Source organism: Kitasatospora sp. NEAU-69 (genome assembly GCF_057158765.1).
On record NZ_JBWXUE010000043.1, the window covers coordinates 19142 to 37285 of the forward strand.

At 70.3% G+C, this 18144-nt stretch carries 14 protein-coding genes, 1 tRNA gene and 1 pseudogene; 12 read left to right on the forward strand and 4 right to left on the reverse strand.

All coding sequences use genetic code 11. The features are described 5' to 3' along the window. Positions 1 to 12 precede the first annotated feature (12 nt). The 5 genes from AC060L_RS33030 (at position 13) to AC060L_RS33050 (ending at position 2507) form a co-directional block, all read left to right on the forward strand. Positions 13 to 363: a DoxX family protein gene (locus tag AC060L_RS33030; protein ID WP_483802664.1), complete on the forward strand. Its 351-nt coding sequence runs from the start codon at positions 13 to 15 to the stop codon at positions 361 to 363. A 95-nt stretch (positions 364 to 458) separates the two neighbouring features. Further along, positions 459 to 573 (forward strand) — tRNA-OTHER (locus tag AC060L_RS33035). A 521-nt stretch (positions 574 to 1094) separates the two neighbouring features. After that, positions 1095 to 1928 (forward strand): hypothetical protein, encoded by an 834-nt coding sequence (locus tag AC060L_RS33040; RefSeq protein ID WP_483802665.1) that lies wholly within the window; start codon positions 1095 to 1097, stop codon positions 1926 to 1928. Between the two features lie 211 nt (positions 1929 to 2139). After that, a complete protein-coding gene (locus tag AC060L_RS33045; RefSeq protein WP_483802666.1) occupies positions 2140 to 2322 on the forward strand; it encodes a hypothetical protein in 183 nt (60 codons plus the stop codon). 44 nt (positions 2323 to 2366) lie between these two features. After that, positions 2367 to 2507 (forward strand): hypothetical protein, encoded by a 141-nt coding sequence (locus AC060L_RS33050; protein ID WP_483802667.1) that lies wholly within the window; start codon positions 2367 to 2369, stop codon positions 2505 to 2507. Between the two features lie 1858 nt (positions 2508 to 4365). On the opposite strand, the gene AC060L_RS33055 is transcribed toward AC060L_RS33050, so the two are convergent. After that, entirely contained in the window at positions 4366 to 4890 is a 525-nt protein-coding gene (locus tag AC060L_RS33055) for a MarR family winged helix-turn-helix transcriptional regulator (RefSeq protein ID WP_483802668.1), read from the reverse strand. Between the two features lie 104 nt (positions 4891 to 4994). Between AC060L_RS33055 and AC060L_RS33060 the strand changes: the two genes are divergently transcribed. The 4 genes and pseudogenes from AC060L_RS33060 to AC060L_RS33075 all read left to right on the forward strand — a co-directional run bounded on the left by AC060L_RS33060 (position 4995) and on the right by AC060L_RS33075 (position 8004). After that, positions 4995 to 5837: an NAD(P)H-binding protein gene (locus AC060L_RS33060; RefSeq protein WP_483802669.1), complete on the forward strand. Its 843-nt coding sequence runs from the start codon at positions 4995 to 4997 to the stop codon at positions 5835 to 5837. A 62-nt stretch (positions 5838 to 5899) separates the two neighbouring features. Beyond that, positions 5900 to 6313, forward strand: a complete 414-nt coding sequence (locus AC060L_RS33065) for a MarR family winged helix-turn-helix transcriptional regulator (protein ID WP_483802670.1) — start codon at positions 5900 to 5902, stop codon at positions 6311 to 6313. A gap of 52 nt (positions 6314 to 6365) precedes the next feature. Beyond that, positions 6366 to 6591: pseudogene (locus AC060L_RS33070) on the forward strand (PIN domain-containing protein); the annotation flags it as partial. 144 nt (positions 6592 to 6735) lie between these two features. Further along, on the forward strand, positions 6736 to 8004 hold the full coding sequence (locus tag AC060L_RS33075) for an ATP-binding protein (RefSeq protein WP_483802671.1): 1269 nt from the start codon (positions 6736 to 6738) through the stop codon (positions 8002 to 8004). Positions 8005 to 8284: 280 nt separating this feature from the next. Here the strand turns inward: AC060L_RS33075 and AC060L_RS33080 are convergent, their stop codons facing one another. Next, on the reverse strand, positions 8285 to 8746 hold the full coding sequence (locus tag AC060L_RS33080) for an SRPBCC family protein (RefSeq protein ID WP_483802672.1): 462 nt from the start codon (positions 8744 to 8746) through the stop codon (positions 8285 to 8287). Between the two features lie 279 nt (positions 8747 to 9025). Here AC060L_RS33080 and AC060L_RS33085 point away from each other — a divergent pair, with 279 nt between their 5' ends. Next, positions 9026 to 10564 carry an FAD-dependent monooxygenase gene (locus tag AC060L_RS33085; protein ID WP_483802673.1) on the forward strand — a complete coding sequence of 513 codons (1539 nt, stop codon included), beginning with the start codon at positions 9026 to 9028 and terminating at the stop codon, positions 10562 to 10564. 21 nt (positions 10565 to 10585) lie between these two features. On the opposite strand, the gene AC060L_RS33090 is transcribed toward AC060L_RS33085, so the two are convergent. Beyond that, positions 10586 to 13495: a helix-turn-helix transcriptional regulator gene (locus AC060L_RS33090; RefSeq protein ID WP_483802674.1), complete on the reverse strand. Its 2910-nt coding sequence runs from the start codon at positions 13493 to 13495 to the stop codon at positions 10586 to 10588. Positions 13496 to 13658: 163 nt separating this feature from the next. Between AC060L_RS33090 and AC060L_RS33095 the strand changes: the two genes are divergently transcribed. Beyond that, the gene (locus AC060L_RS33095; protein ID WP_483802675.1) at positions 13659 to 15191 is read left to right on the forward strand and encodes an MFS transporter; all 1533 of its coding nucleotides are present in this window, start codon (positions 13659 to 13661) and stop codon (positions 15189 to 15191) included. Between the two features lie 56 nt (positions 15192 to 15247). Here AC060L_RS33095 and AC060L_RS33100 read toward each other — a convergent pair whose 3' ends face one another. After that, complete coding sequence (locus AC060L_RS33100) at positions 15248 to 16609, reverse strand: erythromycin esterase family protein (protein WP_483802676.1); 1362 nt, start codon at positions 16607 to 16609, stop codon at positions 15248 to 15250. Positions 16610 to 16980: 371 nt separating this feature from the next. Between AC060L_RS33100 and AC060L_RS33105 the strand changes: the two genes are divergently transcribed. Continuing rightward, entirely contained in the window at positions 16981 to 18138 is a 1158-nt protein-coding gene (locus tag AC060L_RS33105) for an epoxide hydrolase family protein (protein ID WP_483802677.1), read from the forward strand. The last annotated feature ends 6 nt before the right edge of the window (positions 18139 to 18144 follow it).

The following is an 18144-nucleotide window of genomic DNA, read 5'->3' on the forward strand; positions in this document are numbered from 1 at the left end:
GAGGTTTCAGCCGTGTTCGTCTCCCTTCCCGTCGTCAGTGTGTTCATGTCGGCCGTTCTCCTGGTATCAGCCGGGGCCAAGTCTCTGCGGACGCGGCACATCACCGAGCAGATGTCCACCCTCGGAGTGCCGCAAAGCATGATGGCTTTCCTGATCGGCACTCAGGTCGCGGGCGCGGCCGGTGTGCTCGCCGGACTCTGGTGGGGATCCGTCGGAATCGCCGCCGCGATCGGCCTGACGCTCTATTTCGCCGGGGCGGTCGCCTCCCACCTGCGAGTCGGCGACCGCAAGGGCGCGCCTCCGGCGGTGATCCTCACCATGGCCTCCATCGCCCTGATCGCACTGCGCGCCGCCACCCTCTGATCCGCCGAGAGCGCCGGGCCGGTCCGGCACGGCTGTCCGGTGCTCGGCCGGGTGGCCACCGGCCGCCATCAGCTCCGGTGCGTCGTGGGCGTGACGGTAGGCCAGTGGTGACAGGCCCACAACCGGCACGGACCCCGGCGGACGGCACCGAGGAGAATTGGAAAGCGTGTTGGGGGCAACCCCTCACGAGTTCGAATCTCGTATCCTCCATCACTGCCCCGCTGGGCAAACAAAGGCCCCGACCGCACTGCGGTCGGGGCCTTCGTCGTCGCGTGGTCTCAGTTTGGCCTCAGTTGCGATCTGGCCCTCGCGCAGCCTCGCGTCACCAAGATCCTTCGGGACTTGTCACCAACCCTTCACCGACGCCGTCCGCCGCTGCTCGAACGACGACGCAGCAGGAGAGGCGCACCTTCAACCGTAGGCGTCGAGATCACTTGCACGCCGCCGCTCGATCATCCGATCGGGCAACGGCTCACTCCGGGTTAACGATGACGTTCCGGAGCAGTATCGTCGGACGGCAATAGTTCTGAGGGGGGCTCATGCAACTGCTCACTGTCCCTAGCCCGTTACAGCTCTACGAGGCTTGGCGGCGTCGAGGGGCGCGGCAAGGCGAGCTCGCTGTCGCCGCCCTGGACAGCGCGCTTCGGACACTCGGGATACAGGTCCAGACTGCCGAGGCAGCCGGCTTTCTACGGGAGCACCATCGTGCTCGGCTCCGGGGCGGCCCGGCCGTGGCGCTCGGCTCCGTACTGTCGCTGATTCTTCTGGGCCTTCTAGGGGATCATGGGCGCGTTTGGGCGGGCGGCGCGGGCTCGTCAGCAACACCCAGCAGAGTCCAGCTGCTCATCGACGCTATCTGCCTTGCCCCCGAGATCATCTCCTTGTGGTACGCAGGCAGGTTCAGCGGGCAGAGCTTCCGCCTTGTGCACATCATCGTGCGCGCTGTCAGCGCGTGCGGCGATGCCTTCAATGCGCCGGCCATACAACGCGCGGCACGGCTGCGCGCTGTGGAAACGAGGTGCCGGAAGGTCGGGAACGAGCTGCGGATGATCGACGCGCGCGACGGCTCACGTTCTCGCTTCTCCCCTCGTAACCGGGAAGTACGCAAGCATGCGTCGCGTGTGCGCAAGCGCCTCTTCGAACTGGAGTCCGAGCTGGATGCCGATCCGAAGGAGGCTCTGCGGAGACTCGCCGAGGCGCTTGCCACCATCGCTGAGAACTACAGCGCTGGGAATACGCGCACTCTTCTTCCTGCTGGCGAACTCCCAGTAGCATCAAACTTGTTGCAGGACGAGCGCCTTCGCGTGGTCGGAGCAGTGGCAAGTGCGGCAGCCGCCGTGTGGTGGATCAGTGCGCACCTCTCCGGCGTAGCGCAGGCGTTCAGCATCGCGATGGCTCCGGCCTTATCGTTCGTACTCTTCTTCGGCATCGACCGCGGATTGTCGCTCTTCGCTCGCCTCAAGTCGGGTCCCGAGCAGCCCGCTGCCGCCGCGAGTCAGAGCACCCCTCCGAATGCCAATGGCGAGGCACCATCGACCGAAGCGCACTCTCCAGCCGCGCAGTAAAAGCGGGAACTGGCCCGCAAGATGTGCTTCGACCCGACCTACCTGAGCCACGTGGAGTCCGGCCGGGACAAACCCACCGAGAACTTCGCCCGCAGACCTGAGGAGACCCTCAGCCATCTGGAGGCGCTGGCTGGACTACGAGGCCGCCAAGTCCCGCATTGCTCCGGCCACCACTCCGCCGGCCCCATGCCGCCCCAAGCAGCCCTAGGCAATGGGATCGGCAATCATCATGGCCCACGACGGCGCCCACCTGGACTTCGGCGGCTCCCAGTACCGACTGACGATGCGTCGACTCCTGCGTAACACCGGCAGCGAGCCGATCACCTGCTACCTGATCCGCATCAGCGTCGAGAGCCCGAGCGATCCAGCGCTCACTACCGCGAACACCCGCTGACCTGGGACGAGTACGCGCTCACCGCGACCTGCCACGGGGAGGCGATGCGCTGGCAAGCCAAGCACGACCGCGGCGCGTTCAAGGAAGTGTGGCTGCTCTTCGAGAACGAGCACGGCTGCTTCCCGCTCAACCCAGGCGAAGAGGTCTGGATCGAGTACGCCTACTCGGTGAGCGAGGAGAAGTGAGGCCGTCTGACCTCGCTCGAATCCGGCAGGGCACGCGCCGTAGGAGCCCCCCGCCGAGGCGCGGCACCGAAGGCCCAGCCACTGTGCGTCGAAACTGCGCCATTTATCCGCAGCGGCTCGCATGCTTTCTGATCTGGGGAAATGGAGGCAAGAGAGTAGGCGGCACGCGGTGCCGCTGGCGCTCAAGCCCTGAAAGTGCCAACCTCGCTCCGTGGCACAGCTGTGTTTGCAGCCGCCATCGTGAAGGGCGCCCCCGCCAACAGTCGGGGTGCCCTTCACGCGTTCCGCTCCATGGGCCCCGTCCTCGATGAGGACGGGGCCTTTTTCATGTGCGCCCCTAGGAGCAACGTTGTCTCTCGCTGTTGTCTTGCCGGGTGTCCTGGCTCTTACTGGCACGTTGTGCTGGCTTACCGTCAACTTGGTTACGCTCAGGACCAAGCTGCGCATCGTGTTGGAGGTCCTCAAGGCATCCACCGCCAGCAGGCTCTCTGCGAACCTGGAACGCCTTCCCGCCTTGCTTCACGCTATTGATCCCTGTGAGCCGAGCTGCACGACAGGCAGCAATAGCCCGAGCTCCGCAGCATCCGCCGTGCTGGGTGGTCTGCCACCCGGGACGAACGGCCACACCGGCGGGTAGGAGGCGAATCGAAGATGAATCCATCCAGCGACCCTACGTTTGACAGGAGCAGCGACGCCCGGTTCACCGAGCTCCTGCTCTGCCCACCTTCCCCGGACATTGCTGGATCATTGAGCTACGAACATCTTTGGCCTGAATACCGCCTGATGTGGCTACTCGTGGACGCTGCGGGACTCAGCTGCCGGCAGGCAGCCGCCCAGCTACGCGTTTGCGAGACCACTGTGCGCCGTAGCGTGCAGCGAATCAGAAGAGCAAAATCCCGAGACCTCGGTGATGCGCCGGAGTTCAGCCGTAGCAGAGTGATCAGCCTCTGGGTCGAGGAAGTGAACCGTGCCTACGTCAGGTCATGCATCGTCTGTGGCAGGTTGCTACCCACTCTATCGACCAACAATGGCCGGCCACGGCAGTACTGCATCGAACGCCGGTGCAAGGACAGTGCCCACCGCTCCCGTGCTGCGAAACAGCCAGTAGCCAATCAGGCAGTGGCCTCACCTCCCGAACTCCCGCCTCTGCCTGTACCCCGCTTGCCCTCCCGATGCGGGTGGGCATTCGCGCCACGACGTCCAGACGCGCTGTGCGTGCTGTTCCGCGCCCACAAAGGTCCTCATAGGGCCCTGTTGCCCGCAGGATCATCTGAAATTGAGCGGCCGCAGCAGTACCTTTGGTACGACCTGGACTGGCTCAGGGTCACAGCCCTCCCCTTCTGCAGCAAGAATGGCTGCGCGATGCCCTTGAACCATCCTGGCCCTCACATCGCGATCAAGGATTTCTCATCAAGCTGGAGTTCCCCAGCCAGGCATCTGACCGAAGCACAGATAGACCACCTCATCCGTGAGCTCCGGAGACGTACGCCTACCTCCAGGCGAGAGTAGTCACCGCGAGATCAAACGCGCTGCCGGAGCAGCGCTAGCCACGACAGGAACCGTCGGCTTCGCTTTCACCGGCCCCCGGCAAAACTGGTCTCAGTTCTGGTCACGTTCACCCCCATCCATCCAGATCCGGCCACTGCTCGGCGGTTCACTCCACTGCAGATCAGGACGCCGGTGAACCCCAGCGGACAGCGTTCGGGAGAATTGGAAAGCGTATTGGGAGTAACCCCTCACGAGTTCGAATCTCGTATCCTCCGCCTTTGCCCAGCTGGGCAGTTGAAGGCCCCGACCGCATCATGGTCGGGGCCTTCGTCGTTCCCGCGATTTCACCGGCACGAGCCGCCGGGACAGCTCAGCGCGGAGCGTCCTCACCGGGGAGTCGGTGGCGGAGGGCGTCCTGGGAGTCGACGTACTTGAGCATGAGGCGGGCGAACTCCAGGCGCTCCTGCTCGGTCCAGTCGGCCGTGATGTACTCGAAGGCCGAGCGCTGGTGGCGGCCGAAGCGGGCCATCAGCTCACGTCCGTCGGGGCTCAGTTGGAGGACGGTGCGGCGGCCGTCCTGCTGGGAGGCGGCACGGATCAGATAGCCGGCCGAGATGCAGTCGGAGACCATGCGGCTGGCCACCGAGGGGTCCACGCCCAGGTGCCGCGCGACCGCGCCGACGGTGATCTCGCCGGCACCGGGCTGCCCGGCGGGCCCGTTCTCCGGGGCGTTCTGCTCGGCCTCCAGGACGATTCTGAGCACCAGCGTGCGACTGAGGTCCTTCTGGGAGATCGGGTCCTCGACCTCCAGGAGCGAGGAGCGTCGCAGCTTCCCGAAGGCCGGGCCCACGGCGTCCAGCAGCTCGTCCGCCGTCTTCGGCTCGCGCTTCGTCATGACCGCCATCGTACAGACATGGATGACTCCATGAAGGAATGTGTTGACTGGCAAATACATGCATGCAAACATGCATGTATTGCTAGCAGTGAACGGAGCCCCCCATGACCACCCTCATCACCGGCGCCCGCGGCAAGGTCGGCCAGGCCGTCATCAGCCGCCTGCACTCCGCCGGTCGCACCGTCCGCGCCGCCAGCGCCAGCCCCGCCGAACTGACCGTCCCGTCGGGCGTCGAGACCGTCGAGCTCGCCCTCGACCGGCCCGAGACCTTCGACGCCGCGCTCCGCGGCGTCCGCCAGGTCTTCCTCTATCCCCAACCCGCCGGCGTCCACGAGCTGACCAAGGCCGCAGAGGCCGCCGGCGTCGAGCACGTGGTCCTGCTGTCCTCGTCCTCCGTCCTCGGCCCGGACGCCGAGAACGACCCGCTCGCCGGCCACAGCCTCCAGGTCGAGCGCGCCCTCGCCGCCTCCGAGCTCACCTGCACGCTCCTGCGCCCGGACGCCTTCGCCAGCAACTCCCTCGGCTGGGCCCACTTCATCGGCCGGTCGATGCCGATCCAGCTCGCCTACCCGGACGCGCACATCGCGCCCATCCACCCCGAGGACATCGCCGACATCGCCGTCGAGGCCCTGACTGGCACCTCCCTCACCGGCCGCTCGGTCACCCTGACCGGCCCCGAGTCGCTCACCTTCCGCGAGCAGCTCGCGGTCCTCGGCGACACCCTCGGCCGTGAGATCCCGGTCGAGCAGATCACCCGCGCCGAGGCCGAGCAGCAGATGGGCACCTACATGCCCGCGCCGATGGTCTCCTCGCTGCTCGACCTGTGGGAGGCCGCCAACCACGGTCCCGCAGCCATCGCCGACACCACCCAGACCCTCCTCGGCCGTCCCGCCCGCACCTTCCGCCAGTGGGCCGACGAGAACGTCGCCGCCTTCACCCCGCACTGATCCGGATCGGCCCACCCCAAAGGCCTGCCCCCCTGCACCACTGACCCTCCGAGGAGCACGACATGAAGCCCATCGGTTACTGGCTCAACCGCACCGACCAGGCCCTCACCGGGTACATGAACTCCATGCTGGCCGAGTTCGGTCTCAGCCGGGTCGCCTGGCAGGTCCTCAACGTCGTCGAGGACGATCCACAGGCCACCGACACCGACGTACTGACCGTCCTGGCTGCCAACGCGGATGTCGCCGTCCTGACCGGCGCCATCGAGACGGTCGTCGCCGACGGCTGGGTCTTCCGCCCCGAGCCGGACCGCCTCGCCCTGACCCACGACGGTCGCGCCCACCTCGCCGAGGTCGCCGAACACGTCGATGCCTTCCGCGAGCTGTCGACGGCCGGCATCACCCGCGAGGAGTACCGGATCGCCGTCACCGTCCTGGAACGAATGACCCACAACCTGGAGAGCGGAGCAGAACAGTGAGTTCAGCCAAGCCGAGGCCTCACCATCGGTGGCCGACATCCTGACGACGGGGCTGTTCGGCTGGGTACCGGTCGACGATCGCGCCTACGACCGCGCCTGGCAGGTCCAGGACCTGCTGACCGGACGAGGCCGGCATCGCAGCGCCGGAGCCGTCGACCTGATCATCGCCGCCACAGCCGAACTGCAGGGCCTGACCCTCCTGCACCGACCACGACTTCGAGTGCATCGCGAACGTCACCGGACAGGCCCAGTGGTACGGGCCGGAAGCAGGCAAGTGAACGCCGTTCGAATCTCGCATCCTCCGCCTTGCTCGAAGGCCCGGACTGCACGGACCGGTCAGGTCGTTCTCTTCCTGGCAGGCGGGCACCCGGTGGCCGACCGATGATGGAAGTCCGGGGGCGCGCAACGTTCGAGAGCGGCGTATGGCTGTATGGCATGTGCGGGACTTCACATCGGACGACCTCGAAGCGGTGGTCCGGCTCGACGCCGAGAGCGCCACAACGGACATCCCTGCCGTCTTCCGCCTCTCCGATGTCGTCGCCGCGTTGCAGGCGCGGAATCCGAGCGTCGTCGTGGTGGCCGACGGGCATCTCGTGGGCGCGGCGGTGGGCCGAGTGGACGGGGACCGGGCGTGGGTGTTGCGCATCGCGCTGCACCCCGCCTGGCGGGACCTGGGCATGGGTAGCGCGCTGCTGTCCGCATTGGAGCACCGCCTGCGGGACGCCGGCGCCAGGATCGTCGCGGCACTGCTGCCCGACGAGGAGACCGGCGCCACCGCACTGGTCAACTCCGGGTTCCGCCCCCGCCGGGGGCTCACGTACTTCGAGAAGTCGGAGGCCGTCAGCGCCCAGGGCGCGACGGTCCTGGCCATGCTGGGTGCGGTCTTGCCCGAAGCCCGCCTCTGGGAGCAGCTCACGGGTATGACCGCCGAGAAGCGGCTCATCGAAAGGCGCCTGGTACTGCCCTTGGCGAATCCCGAGCTGGCGGACGCCCACGGAGTGGAACCACCCCGCGCGGTCGTGCTGTTCGGTCCACCGGGCACCGGCAAGAGCACGTTCGCCAAGGCCGTGGCCGGTCGGCTCGGCTGGCCGTTCGTCGAGCTCCTCCCCTCCCGACTCGCCTCGGAGGACGGGCTGGCCACCGGACTCAGCCGCCGGTTCGAGGAGGTGGCGCAGCTCGACAACGTGCTGCTCTTCATCGACGAGGTCGAGGAGGTCGCCGGCACGCGCAGTCTCGCCGCCCCGGCGTCCGTCGGCGTGGCCAACGAACTCCTCAAGTCGATCGTGCGGTTCCGTGACCGCGACGGCCGGCTCCTCGTCTGCGCCACCAACTCGGTGGCCGCACTGGACCCGGCGTTCCTGCGCCACGGCCGGTTCGACTACGTCCTGCCGGTCGGGCCGCCCGACCGCGGGGCGCGCGACGCGCTGTGGGCCGGCTGTACGGCGAAAACGGGTACCACCGCCGACACGGCAGTCCTCGCCGAGGCGAGCGAGGGCTTCACTCCCGCCGACATCAGGCAGGTCGCCATGGCGGTCGCCCAGAGCGCCTTCGAACGCACACTCGACACCGGGGAACGGACCGAACCCAGCACTCAGGACTATCTGGACGCCATTCACCGCACACGTCCGACCGTGTCCGCGGAGATGGCCCAGGAGTTCGCCGACCAGGTGGTCCGCTACGGGCGCGTCTGAGGGGCCGAGGTCGACATTCCGCTGTGCCCGTCCCGAGGCGCGGGGCAGCGAACCCGGCCGGCGCCACCAAGCCGGGGGCCAGGCCGACCGAGAGCAACCCGAGTGGCACCGAAGGTTACGCCCGACAGTGGCGCGTCACGCCCCCTGGTCACGCTGCCCCGCACCGGTCGCCCGCCTGCGCGGCCCCGGGCTGCCAACGAGCCCGTCCTCCTCGACGCTCCTGGCCACCTGCCGGTTGAGACCACCCACCCGCTCGGCGACGTCCGTGGGCCCGCCCGCCTCAGTTGCCGCCGCCCAGCCGACGGGCCAACACGCGGCCGCGCTCGGCCTGCACTGCTCCGGCCTTGGCGGCCGCGTAGCGGAGCAGGCCGAACGGCGCGTGCAGCCGCAGTCTGTCGACCACCAGGGAGCCGCCGTCGGCTCGGGCGGCGACGGCGAAGCGGTAGTCCATCCGCACACCACCAGGACTGACCACCTCACCGCTGACCGTCGCCTCACCCGGCAGCCGGGCGTCCTCGGTGCGCAGGCTGACCCGGATGACGTTGTCGTGCCGGACCAGTCCGAGGAACCGGAACCGCTCGACGGCCACGTAGTGCGTAACCCCGCCCTCGCGCCGCACGTCGCGCACGTCCACGAGCAGTGGGGAGAGCCCGATGTAGTTCTCGGGCTCCGCCAGGTGGGCAAGCACGGCGGCGGGCATCGCCGCGATGTCGTAGCTGAGGCTCAGTTCGGTGCTGGGCACGTCCAACTCCCCTGTCCGGTCCGGGTCCGCCGTCGTCGTGGGCCAGGAATGATCGGTGGATGATCGCACCATCCGGCCCGCTCCGCCAGGCTGTCGCGGGAAGCTGCCCCCGGCCACGGCAGCTGGGGCCTATCAACTGCCCTGCCGCCGCGGGCGCGGGGCGGTGACCGGATCCGCGGAACGCCGGTGATCGATAGGCTGCTCACTGATCGGGCTGGCATGCACCTAGTTGGCCGCCAGTCTGGTGATTCTCCGTCGGCACGAACTTGAGGACTGCTGGTGAGCGACCCGATCATCGTCGTAGGTGCGGGCCCGGTGGGGCTGACCGTTGCGTTGGAGCTGGCGCGGCGCGGGGTGCCGGTGCGGATCGTGGACCGGCTGGCCGAGCCCACGACGGAATCGCGTGCCATCGTCGTTCACGCTCGCAGCCTGGAGATGTTCGAGCGGCTGGGCCTGGTGGACCGGCTGATCGGGGCCGGGGTCCGGACCACTGCGATGGAGATGCACTCCGACGGCGAGGTGGTGGCCAGGATCGGACTCGACCTGGTGGACAGCCCGTTCCCGTTCTCGGTGACCATCGCGCAGACCGAGACCGAGCGCATCCTCACCGAGGCGCTCGCCGGGCACGGTGTCACCGTGGAGCGCGAGGTGACCCTGACGGGGCTGACCCAGGACGAGCACGCCGTCCGGGCGGTGCTGGAGCACGCCGACGGGCGCGAGGAGACCGTGAACACCGGCTGGTTGGTGGGCGCCGACGGCGCGCACAGCCAGGCGCGCAAGCTGGTCGGCAGCACGCTGGTCGGCAAGTTCAAGGGCGAGCGGTTCCTGATGGGCGACGTGGACGCCGACCACGACCTCGATCCGCACAGCATGTACACCTTCTTCGCGCCGCACGACGGCCCGCTGCTGGTCTTCCCGATGGAGGGCAGCCGGCTGCGGCTGATCGCGAACATCGCCACGGACGACGAGCGCACCGCGACCCAGGAGTGGCTGCAGCAGGTGGTGGACGAGCGCGCCGAGCGGCCGATCCGGATCCGGGACTCGCGCTGGCTCACCGTTTTCGAGGTGCACCACGCCCAGGTGCCCGAGTACCGGGTCGGCCGGGTGCTGCTGGCCGGCGATGCGGCGCACGTCCACAGCCCGGCCGGGGCCCAGGGCATGAACACCGGCATCCAGGACGCCCACAACCTGGCGTGGAAGCTCGCCCTGGTCGGCACCGGCCAGGGCGGCCCGGCCCTGCTGGACAGCTACCAGGCCGAGCGCCACCCGGTCGGCGCCGAGGTGATCCAGTTCGCCAGCACGCTCACCCGGGTCGGCACGCTCGTCAACCCGATCGCGCAGAAGCTGCGCAACGAGGGGACGCATCTGCTCACCAGTCTCGCCCCGGTCCGCCACGCGATGGCCGACCGCACCGAGGAGACCGCGATCGCGTACCGGAAGAGCCCGATCGTGGTCCAGGGCCGGGGTAGCGGCGAGCTACACGCCGGCGACCACCTCTCGGTGGCCGGCCCGGAGCTGCGGGCGGCGCTCGCCGGAGCGCGCGAGCACGTGCTGATCACCGTGGCAGGCAACGACGTGGCAGCCGCACCGGCGCCGGTGGCCGATGTGACGGTCCGACAACTGCTCGTCGGTGCCGCCGACACCGCCCCGAGCGGCTACGACGCGGTGTTCGCGGACCCCGACGGCCAGACGGCCACCCGCTACGGTCTCCCGCACGGCGGCCGGATCATGGTCCGCCCGGACGGTTACATCGCCGCGATCGCCCCGCTGGACGAGGACTCGCCGCTGCACACCTACGGGGCGCTGCTGCTGGCATGACACCACTGGCATGACGTCCCGTCACTCGAACAGGCGGAGTCGGTGGGCCAGGGCGGCGGCCTCCGTGCGGGAGGTGACTGCCAGCTTCGCCAGGATGTTGGAGACGTGCACACCGGCGGTCTTGGCGGAGATGAACAGGTCGTCGGCAATGCGCCGGTTGCTGTGTCCCTCCGCGACCAGCCGCAGCACCTCCGTCTCGCGGGGCGTCAGGCCGAGCCGGTCGGGGCGGTCGGGGCGGTCGAGCCGGCCGGGGTGGGCGAGCCGGTCGAAGTGGTCGGGCTCCGGGGTGGGGAGGGAGACGCGGCCCCGGGCGGCGAGGAGTTCGACCTCGCGCCGCAGCGGGGTCGCGCCGAGCGCGGAAGCGGTGGCGCCCGCCTCGCGGAGATATGCCTCGGCGACCGGCCGGGCGCCGGACCTCAGTTCGGCCTCGGCGGCCTTCAGCAGGGCCTGCGCGAGCGGGTAGGGGTGCCCCAGAGCACGCCAGGCGGCGAGGGCCGTCTCGTGGTCGGCCCGGTCGCCTCCGATGCAGGCGCGGTAGGAGGCTCGCTGGGCCTCCTGCACCGGCCCGGTCGTGCCGAGCCCGTCACCGATCTCGCCCAGCCGCGTCAGCAACTCCGCTGCCGCTGAGCGCAGCCGCTGGTCGGCCGCACCGCTGGCATGCCGCACCTCGGCGATCCGCAGGCCGGTGTGGATCAGCGGCCAGACGAGCGCGGGCTGATGGCCGGCTTCGGGGTCGGCGAGCACCCGGCCGAGCAGCCGGTCGGCTTCCTCGTGGTCGCCGCCCGCGAGAGCCGTCTGGCACTGCAGGTCGCGCAGTGGGAGCAGGAACTCCAGCCCGGTGTACTCCGGCGCGATCAGCCGGTCTGCGTCGGCGGCGGCCGTGGCGGCAACGGCGGCGTCGCCCTCGGCGAGGGCGAGAGCGCCGAGGTTGGTCAGAAGGACGGCTTGGTAGAGCGGTGGCGGTTCCTGGGCGAGCGCGTCCTGGACCGTCTCGCGCGCTTCGCGCCAGCGGCCGAGACAGAACAGCGAGTCGGCGAGAACCGCGGCAAGGACGGCACCCCGGTTGCCGGCGAGGCCGACTCGGCGGGCGCTGTCGAGCCCGTTTCGGGCCACCGCCGCGGCCTCGGCGTACGCACCGGCCGCCTTGAGCGCCAGCGACTCCACGACGGCGGCGAGCACGACCGTGTCGTCGTCACCGGCCTCGGTGGCCATCCGGGTCGCAGCTTCGCAGTGGGCACGGGCGGCCGCAGGATCACCGGCGCGCGAGGCGAGAGCCGCGAGGGTGGCAAGCGCCAGCGCCTGTACGCCGGGATCCTCGGCGGAGCGACCCAATTGGAGCGCGGCTTCGGCATGTTCGAGGGCCTCCCGATCCCGGGAGAGCACGCACAGGCGGCTGGCGAGGGTCGCGAGCACCCGCCCGCGCAGGACGACCGCCGTGGCAGGGACGAGGCGCACGGCCTCCCGGAGGTCGTCCAGTCCGTCCCGGCCGCTGCGGTGCTTGAGCAGGCTGCGGGTCTCCAGCAGCAGCGCCGCCCGCTCGGCTTCGCGGGTCTCAGCGAGCGCCGCCGTGGCGACCGCGATGCCGCGCTCCGCCTCGCCCGCGTCGAGGGCGGCTCGCGCAGCCGCCGTCAGGACGGCGTCCCGGCCCACGCCGATCCCGGACGCCGTGTCGGGTGCCCACAGCTCCAGGACGCGCTCGAGCAGTCTGAACTGCTCGGCGTAGGCATGCCCGTCGCGGGTGACGGCGGCGGCGCGCCAGGCGGCAGCGAGGGCCCGGGGACGGTCAGCGGCGGCATTCCAGTGGGCCGCCAGCGCCACAGCCGCCTGCCCGGCCGGCGCCGGGTCGGCCGCGAGCGCCCGCGCGTACCTCGCGTGCAGCCGGGCTCGCTCGCCGGGCAGCAGGTCCTCGTAGACGGCTGCGCGGATGAGCGCGTGCCGGAAGGCGTACCCGTCACCGACCGGTATCAGCAGCCGTCGCTCGACGGCCGGGCGCAGCCCGTCCTCCAGCGCCGGTTCGTCCAGTCCGTCCAGCCTGGCGACCGCCGCGAGCAGCGAGTGCCCGACGGCGCCGTCCGCGGCTGAGGCCGCACGGACCACCCGGCGGCCCTGCTCGGGCAGTTCGCGCAGCCCGGAGAGGAGCAGGTCGCGCAGTGGGGTGGGGGTGGCCGGGCCCTCGGACTCCGCCAGCGCCTCGACGAAGAGCGGGTTCCCCTGGCTGCGCCGATGGATCTCGCCGGCTCGCGCCGGATCGTGCCGACGAGCCGTCAGCCACTCGACGACATCGGCCTTCCGCAGCGGCCCCGGGTCCACCCGGCGGGTCCGGTCGAGTCGGCTCAGTGAGGTGAGCAGCGACCGCAGCGGATGGGCTTCGTCGAGACCGGTGGACCGGTGGGTGCCCAGCAGCAGAACGCCGGGGCGGCTCAGGTTGCGCACCAGGAAGAGCAGCAGCTCACGGCTGGAGGCGTCGGCCCAGTGCAGGTCCTCCACGGCGAGCACCAGCGGCTGTTCGCCCGCCGCCGCCTCGATCAGCGTCAGCACCTCCTCGAAGAGCCGTGCCCGGCCGTAGGCGTCCGGCGCCGCTGCGGGCTCGCCCAACTCCGGCAGCCAGTGCGCCAGCCCGTACCGTCCGCCACCGGGCAGCAGGCCGGCCGCCCGCTCCACCCCGAACTCCCTTACCAGACTGCGCAGTAGGGCAACGAAGGGCGCGTACGGCAGGGCGTCCGCGCCGAGCGCGAGGCAGCCGCCGAGCAGCGTGCGGGCCGGCAGCCCTGCGGTGAACTCGCTGACCAGCCGGGACTTGCCGATGCCGGCTTCGCCGCCGATGAGGACCATGACCGGCCCGGCGGCGACGGCGCGCCCGTACGCGTCGGCCAGGGCGGAGAGCTCCGCCTCCCGGGCGAGCATGGGTGATGGGAAGGATTGGCTGATCATCAGCCTGAATCCTAATCAGGCAGAGGCGATCAGGCAGGGCGATCTCGTGCCCGATCTGAAGAGGCATCTAGGCAATCCGCCCCATGTGGCCGAAGGGCCTTCCGCGCGAACCTCTTCAGGCGGTGATCGGCACCGCGCAGCACAGAACCGAGAGGGCCCGAGAATGAGCACCTTCGATCCACGCCGGTGGCGGACGCTTCCGGTGATTCTGCTGGCCACCTTCATGGCCTCGTTCGACTACATGGTCGTGAACGTCGCAGCGCCGTCGCTCGCGCTCGACCTGCACGCCGGCCAGGCAGCGCTGGAACTGGTCGTCGGCGGCTACGGGTTCACGTACGCCAGTGGCATGGTCACCGGCGGCAAGCTCGGCGACCTCTTCGGCCACCGCCGGATGTTCCTGCTGGGCATGGCCGGTTTCACCCTGGCCTCGCTGCTGTGCGGGCTGGCGCAGTCCCCCACCGAGCTGGTCGGCGCGCGGCTGCTGCAGGGCCTGGCGGCGGCCGCGATGGCTCCCCAGGTACTGGCGCTGATCACCAGGTCGTTCCCGGCCGAGGAGCGGCCGCGTGCGCTGTCCTGGTTCGGCGTGACCCTCGGCGTCGGCGCCATCGCGGGGCAGGTGCTCGGCGGACTCCTGCTCCAGGCGGACCCGCTCGGGCTCGGCTGGCGGGTGATCTTCCTGGTCAACGTGCCGGTGGGCATCGCCGCCGTCTCCGTGGCGGCCCGGCTGCTGCCGCAGCGCGTGCCCGTCGCCCGCCCCGAGCTGGATCCGGTCGGCGCGCTCGGCGTCTCGGCTTCCCTCGCGCTGGCGCTGGTGCCGCTGGTGATCGGGCGGGAACAGGGCTGGCCGCTGTGGAGCTGGATCTCGCTCGCCGCCTCCGTTCCGGCGCTGGCCGCCACCCTGCGCTGGGAGCGCCGACTGGCCCGGCGCGGCGCCGGACCGCTGCTCGATCTCACGCTGTTCCGTGCCCGGTCCTTCTCGATCGGCCTGCTGATCAACGTGGTGGTCATGGCCTCCTTCGGCAGCCTGATCCTGGTGATGACCCTGCTGCTGCAGTCCGGCCTCGGACTGGACGCGCTGCACGCCGGGTTGGCGTTCCTGCCGATGGGCGCGGCGACGATGGCCGCCTCGCTGCTCGGCCGGCGGCTGGTCGCCCGGTACGGGGTCAGGGTGCTCCTCGCGGGCAGCGCGATCAGCACCCTCGCCATGCTGACCTTCGCCCTCGAACTCCAGCTGGCAGGGGCCGGGATCGACGCCCCGCTGCTGATCGTCCCGTTGGCGCTGCTCGGCCTGGGCAGCGGCCTGACGATGCCCTCGCTGATGGGCGCGGTGCTCGGCGGAATCCGTCCGGCGCAGGCGGGCGCCGCATCCGGCATCCTCACGACCACCCAGCAGTTCTCGACCGCGGCCGGCGTCGCCGCCCTCGGCGCGGTGTTCTTCACCGCACTCGGTGCTCGCCCCGGCCCGGCCGACTTCGCCTCCGCCGCCGAGCTGACGGCCTGGATCGGCGTCCTGCTGCTCGCCATCGCGACCGTCCTCGTCACGCTGCTCCCCCGGCCGGCCGCCGCCCCTGCGTCGGTCGGCCAGGAAGCCCAGGCCCGGCGCGAGCTGCGCGGCAAGGCGGTGCTCACCGTCCCGCCCGCCCAGCCGACCTGCCGGATCGACCATCGCGAACCACTGCTGGACCGCCGGGTCTGACGCCATGCGCCCGGCGCACGGACGGTGGGGCGGAGCCGGTCACTCTTGAGGCGAGTTCACCGCAGCACGTCGGCCTCGCGTACGCGGTGGAGATGGACCAGCAGGTCGTAGGACCGGCCGATCGCGACGTTGTCGAGCGGACAGGGGTAGTCGGTGCCGATGTGGCGCGTGGGGCGGGCGACGTCCAGCCAGGCGCGGGCCGCAGTCGGGACGGTGCGGAGGTCGAGGTAGTAGGCGGGGTGGCGGACCTGGTCGAGGGTGTACTCGTTGCTGCCGGGCGCGGCCGCATCCACCGTGAACGTCTTCCACGGACCGACCAGACTCTGATCCTGGGAGAGGAAGGAGCCCTGGTCGAAGGTGGTGCCGATCGACACGTAGCCCCTCCCGAGCGCCTCGCGCAGGAACTCGCCCTGCACCTTCGGATACATCTCGGGCTCGTCGGTCACGTACGCCACGTGCCCGTCGTGTGCCGACAGCAGCATCCGGTGACCGGTCCGACGCTGCCACCAGACGATGTTCTCGGCCATCAACCGGTCACGGTAAAGCTCCATGGCGGTCACCGCCTTGGGGTCGTCGAAGTCACAGGCGACAACCGCGGCGGTCTGCGCGATGGACCGGGCGTGCTGCACCGTCCACTCGAACTCCTCACCGCCCGCGCCCCGTTGGCCCGCCAGGAGTTCCAGGGCCTGCTGGGCGTTGGCCGCCAGCCGCTGCCGCTCCGCCAGCGGCCCCTTGATGTACGCGAAGCCGTCGTCCAAGGGGCGCAGACCGGCGTAGAGCTCGGTGAAGCGCGCCAGCAACTGCGGGTGCCGGCGGCCGACGTAGCCCGTCACCCGCTCGAAGAAGTCGTCGCCGATCCTGGGGAATCCGACGTCGTCGCCCATGAAGTGGACCCGATGGCCGGGACTGCGCCGGTTGTGATCACGCATCCACTCGATCAGGTGCAGGAACTCCCCGCGCTCGAAGGGCGATCCGCCAAGCTCCTCCTTCACGATCTGGCGCGCGTCGCCCCGGCCGCCCTGGATGTACTCGTCGAGCCGCAGGCCCGAAGGCCAGCCGATCTCCAGGGCGAACGTGGTGAAACCCTTCTCCTCGACGAGGTACCGGAAGACCCGCTCCTTCAGGGTGAAGAACTCGTGCGACCCGTGCGTGGCCTCACCCAGGCCCACGACCGCGGCGCCGCCGATCATCGCCCCCAACGGTCGCAGATCGGCCGTGCCCGGCCCCGGCTCGGCCGACCGCAGCGGGTGGGCCGCCTGCTCCAATGCGCGGACCGGGTCCTGGCCCGCCGGATTCGCCGGCTCGTTCACCGGGGCCTTCCCTGCCGCGAAGGCCGCTGTGGGAGCCAGCAGTGCCCCCGTCACGGCCGCCGCGGCCATCAGAATCGCCCGTCGCCCCGTCGCCGTCTTCTCGGTCATCCCGGTCACCCCGGTCACCCCTCGTCTCGAACAGCCGGCGCCGCCGGCGCGAACTCCCGGGAATTCCCGGTGGATCCAGCTCATCACCCGGCGCATGCGTCCTCGTCCGAGCACAGGACGAGAACACGCATGGGATCCGGGTCCACCACGGGTGTCCGGCTCAGGAGCAGGCTCCCAGGTCACGACACCTGCGGTCGCGGCCGGACAGCCAGGTGGACAGCCAGGCGGACAACCGGAAGAGGCCCCGGCACCAGGCCGTCACAGGGTGCGCCTCCCTCGGACGGGCCAGAACGCCGGCTGCCCCCATCGCGTTCGACTCTGATCCGCCCTATAGGACAGAAGGTGTCCGCTTGTGCCGATAGCTTCTTCTCATGAGCGAAACGATCACTCCCTTCCGGATCGACATCCCCCAGGCCGACCTTGACGACCTGTCGGCTCGGCTGGCCGCCGTGCGCTGGCCGGCCGAGCTGCCCGGGGTCGGGTGGAGCCGCGGTGTGCCGCTGGGCTACCTCAAGGAGCTGGTCGAGTACTGGCGCACCTCGTACGACTGGCGCCGGCACGAGGCCGAGCTGAACGCGATACCGCAGTTCACCACGGAGATCGACGGGCAGAACGTGCACTTCCTGCACGTGCGTTCGCCCGAGCCGGACGCCATGCCGCTGGTCCTCACCCATGGCTGGCCGGGGTCGGTCGTGGAGTTCCTCGAGGTCATCGGCCCGCTCACCGACCCCGTCGCACACGGCGGCGACGCGGCGGACGCCTTCCACCTGGTGATCCCCTCGCTGCCCGGGTTCGGCTTCTCCGGGCCGACCCGCGAGACCGGGTGGAACACCGGCCGGGTCGCGGCCGCCTGGGCCGAGTTGATGAGCCGCCTCGGCTATGAGCGGTACGGCGCCCAGGGCGGCGACCTGGGCGCGTTCGTCGCACCGGAGTTGGGCCGCGCCGCCACCGACCGGGTCGTCGGGGTGCATGTCAACGCCGCGACCTTCGGGTTCATCCCGTTCGGCGAGGTGGCGGAGGAGGAGCGGGCCACCTTCAGCGACGCGGAGCGGGCGAGGCTGGAACGCCTCAAGCGCTACCTGGACGACGGCGGCGGCTACTTCCAGATCCAGGCCACCCGGCCGCAGACCGTCGCGTACGGGCTGCACGACTCCCCGGTCGGGCAACTCGCCTGGATCGTCGAGAAGTTCAAGGAATGGACGTTCCCCGCAGCCGAACTGCCCGAGAGCGCCATCGACCGCGACCTGCTGCTCACCAACGTGATGCTCTACTGGCTCACCGGCACCGCCGGCTCGGCGGCGCACATGTACTACGAGAACATGCACTCCGGCAGCTGGCACTCCTCGCCCGCCACCACGCCCACCGGCGTCGCGGTGTTCGCCGAGGACGTCGCGATCCGCCGCTACGCCGAGTACGGCAACAACATCACCCACTGGTCGGAGTTCGAGCGCGGCGGCCACTTCGCCGCGCTCGAAGCACCTGACCTCCTCGTCGCCGACGTACGGAAGTTCTTCGGTCCACTGCGCTGACCGCCT

Bases quoted from the DNA above. Each gene is read 5' to 3' on its own strand.
- AC060L_RS33045 (WP_483802666.1), top strand. From the start codon at position 2,140: ATGGGATCGGCAATCATCATGGCCCACGACGGCGCCCACCTGGACTTC.
- AC060L_RS33050 (WP_483802667.1), top strand. From the start codon at position 2,367: ATGCGCTGGCAAGCCAAGCACGACCGCGGCGCGTTCAAGGAAGTGTGG.
- AC060L_RS33055 (WP_483802668.1), bottom strand. From the start codon at position 4,890: ATGACGAAGCGCGAGCCGAAGACGGCGGACGAGCTGCTGGACGCCGTG.
- AC060L_RS33060 (WP_483802669.1), top strand. From the start codon at position 4,995: ATGACCACCCTCATCACCGGCGCCCGCGGCAAGGTCGGCCAGGCCGTC.
- AC060L_RS33065 (WP_483802670.1), top strand. From the start codon at position 5,900: ATGAAGCCCATCGGTTACTGGCTCAACCGCACCGACCAGGCCCTCACC.
- AC060L_RS33075 (WP_483802671.1), top strand. From the start codon at position 6,736: ATGGCTGTATGGCATGTGCGGGACTTCACATCGGACGACCTCGAAGCG.
- AC060L_RS33090 (WP_483802674.1), bottom strand. From the start codon at position 13,495: ATGATCAGCCAATCCTTCCCATCACCCATGCTCGCCCGGGAGGCGGAG.
- AC060L_RS33095 (WP_483802675.1), top strand. From the start codon at position 13,659: ATGAGCACCTTCGATCCACGCCGGTGGCGGACGCTTCCGGTGATTCTG.
- AC060L_RS33100 (WP_483802676.1), bottom strand. From the start codon at position 16,609: ATGACCGAGAAGACGGCGACGGGGCGACGGGCGATTCTGATGGCCGCG.
- AC060L_RS33105 (WP_483802677.1), top strand. From the start codon at position 16,981: ATGAGCGAAACGATCACTCCCTTCCGGATCGACATCCCCCAGGCCGAC.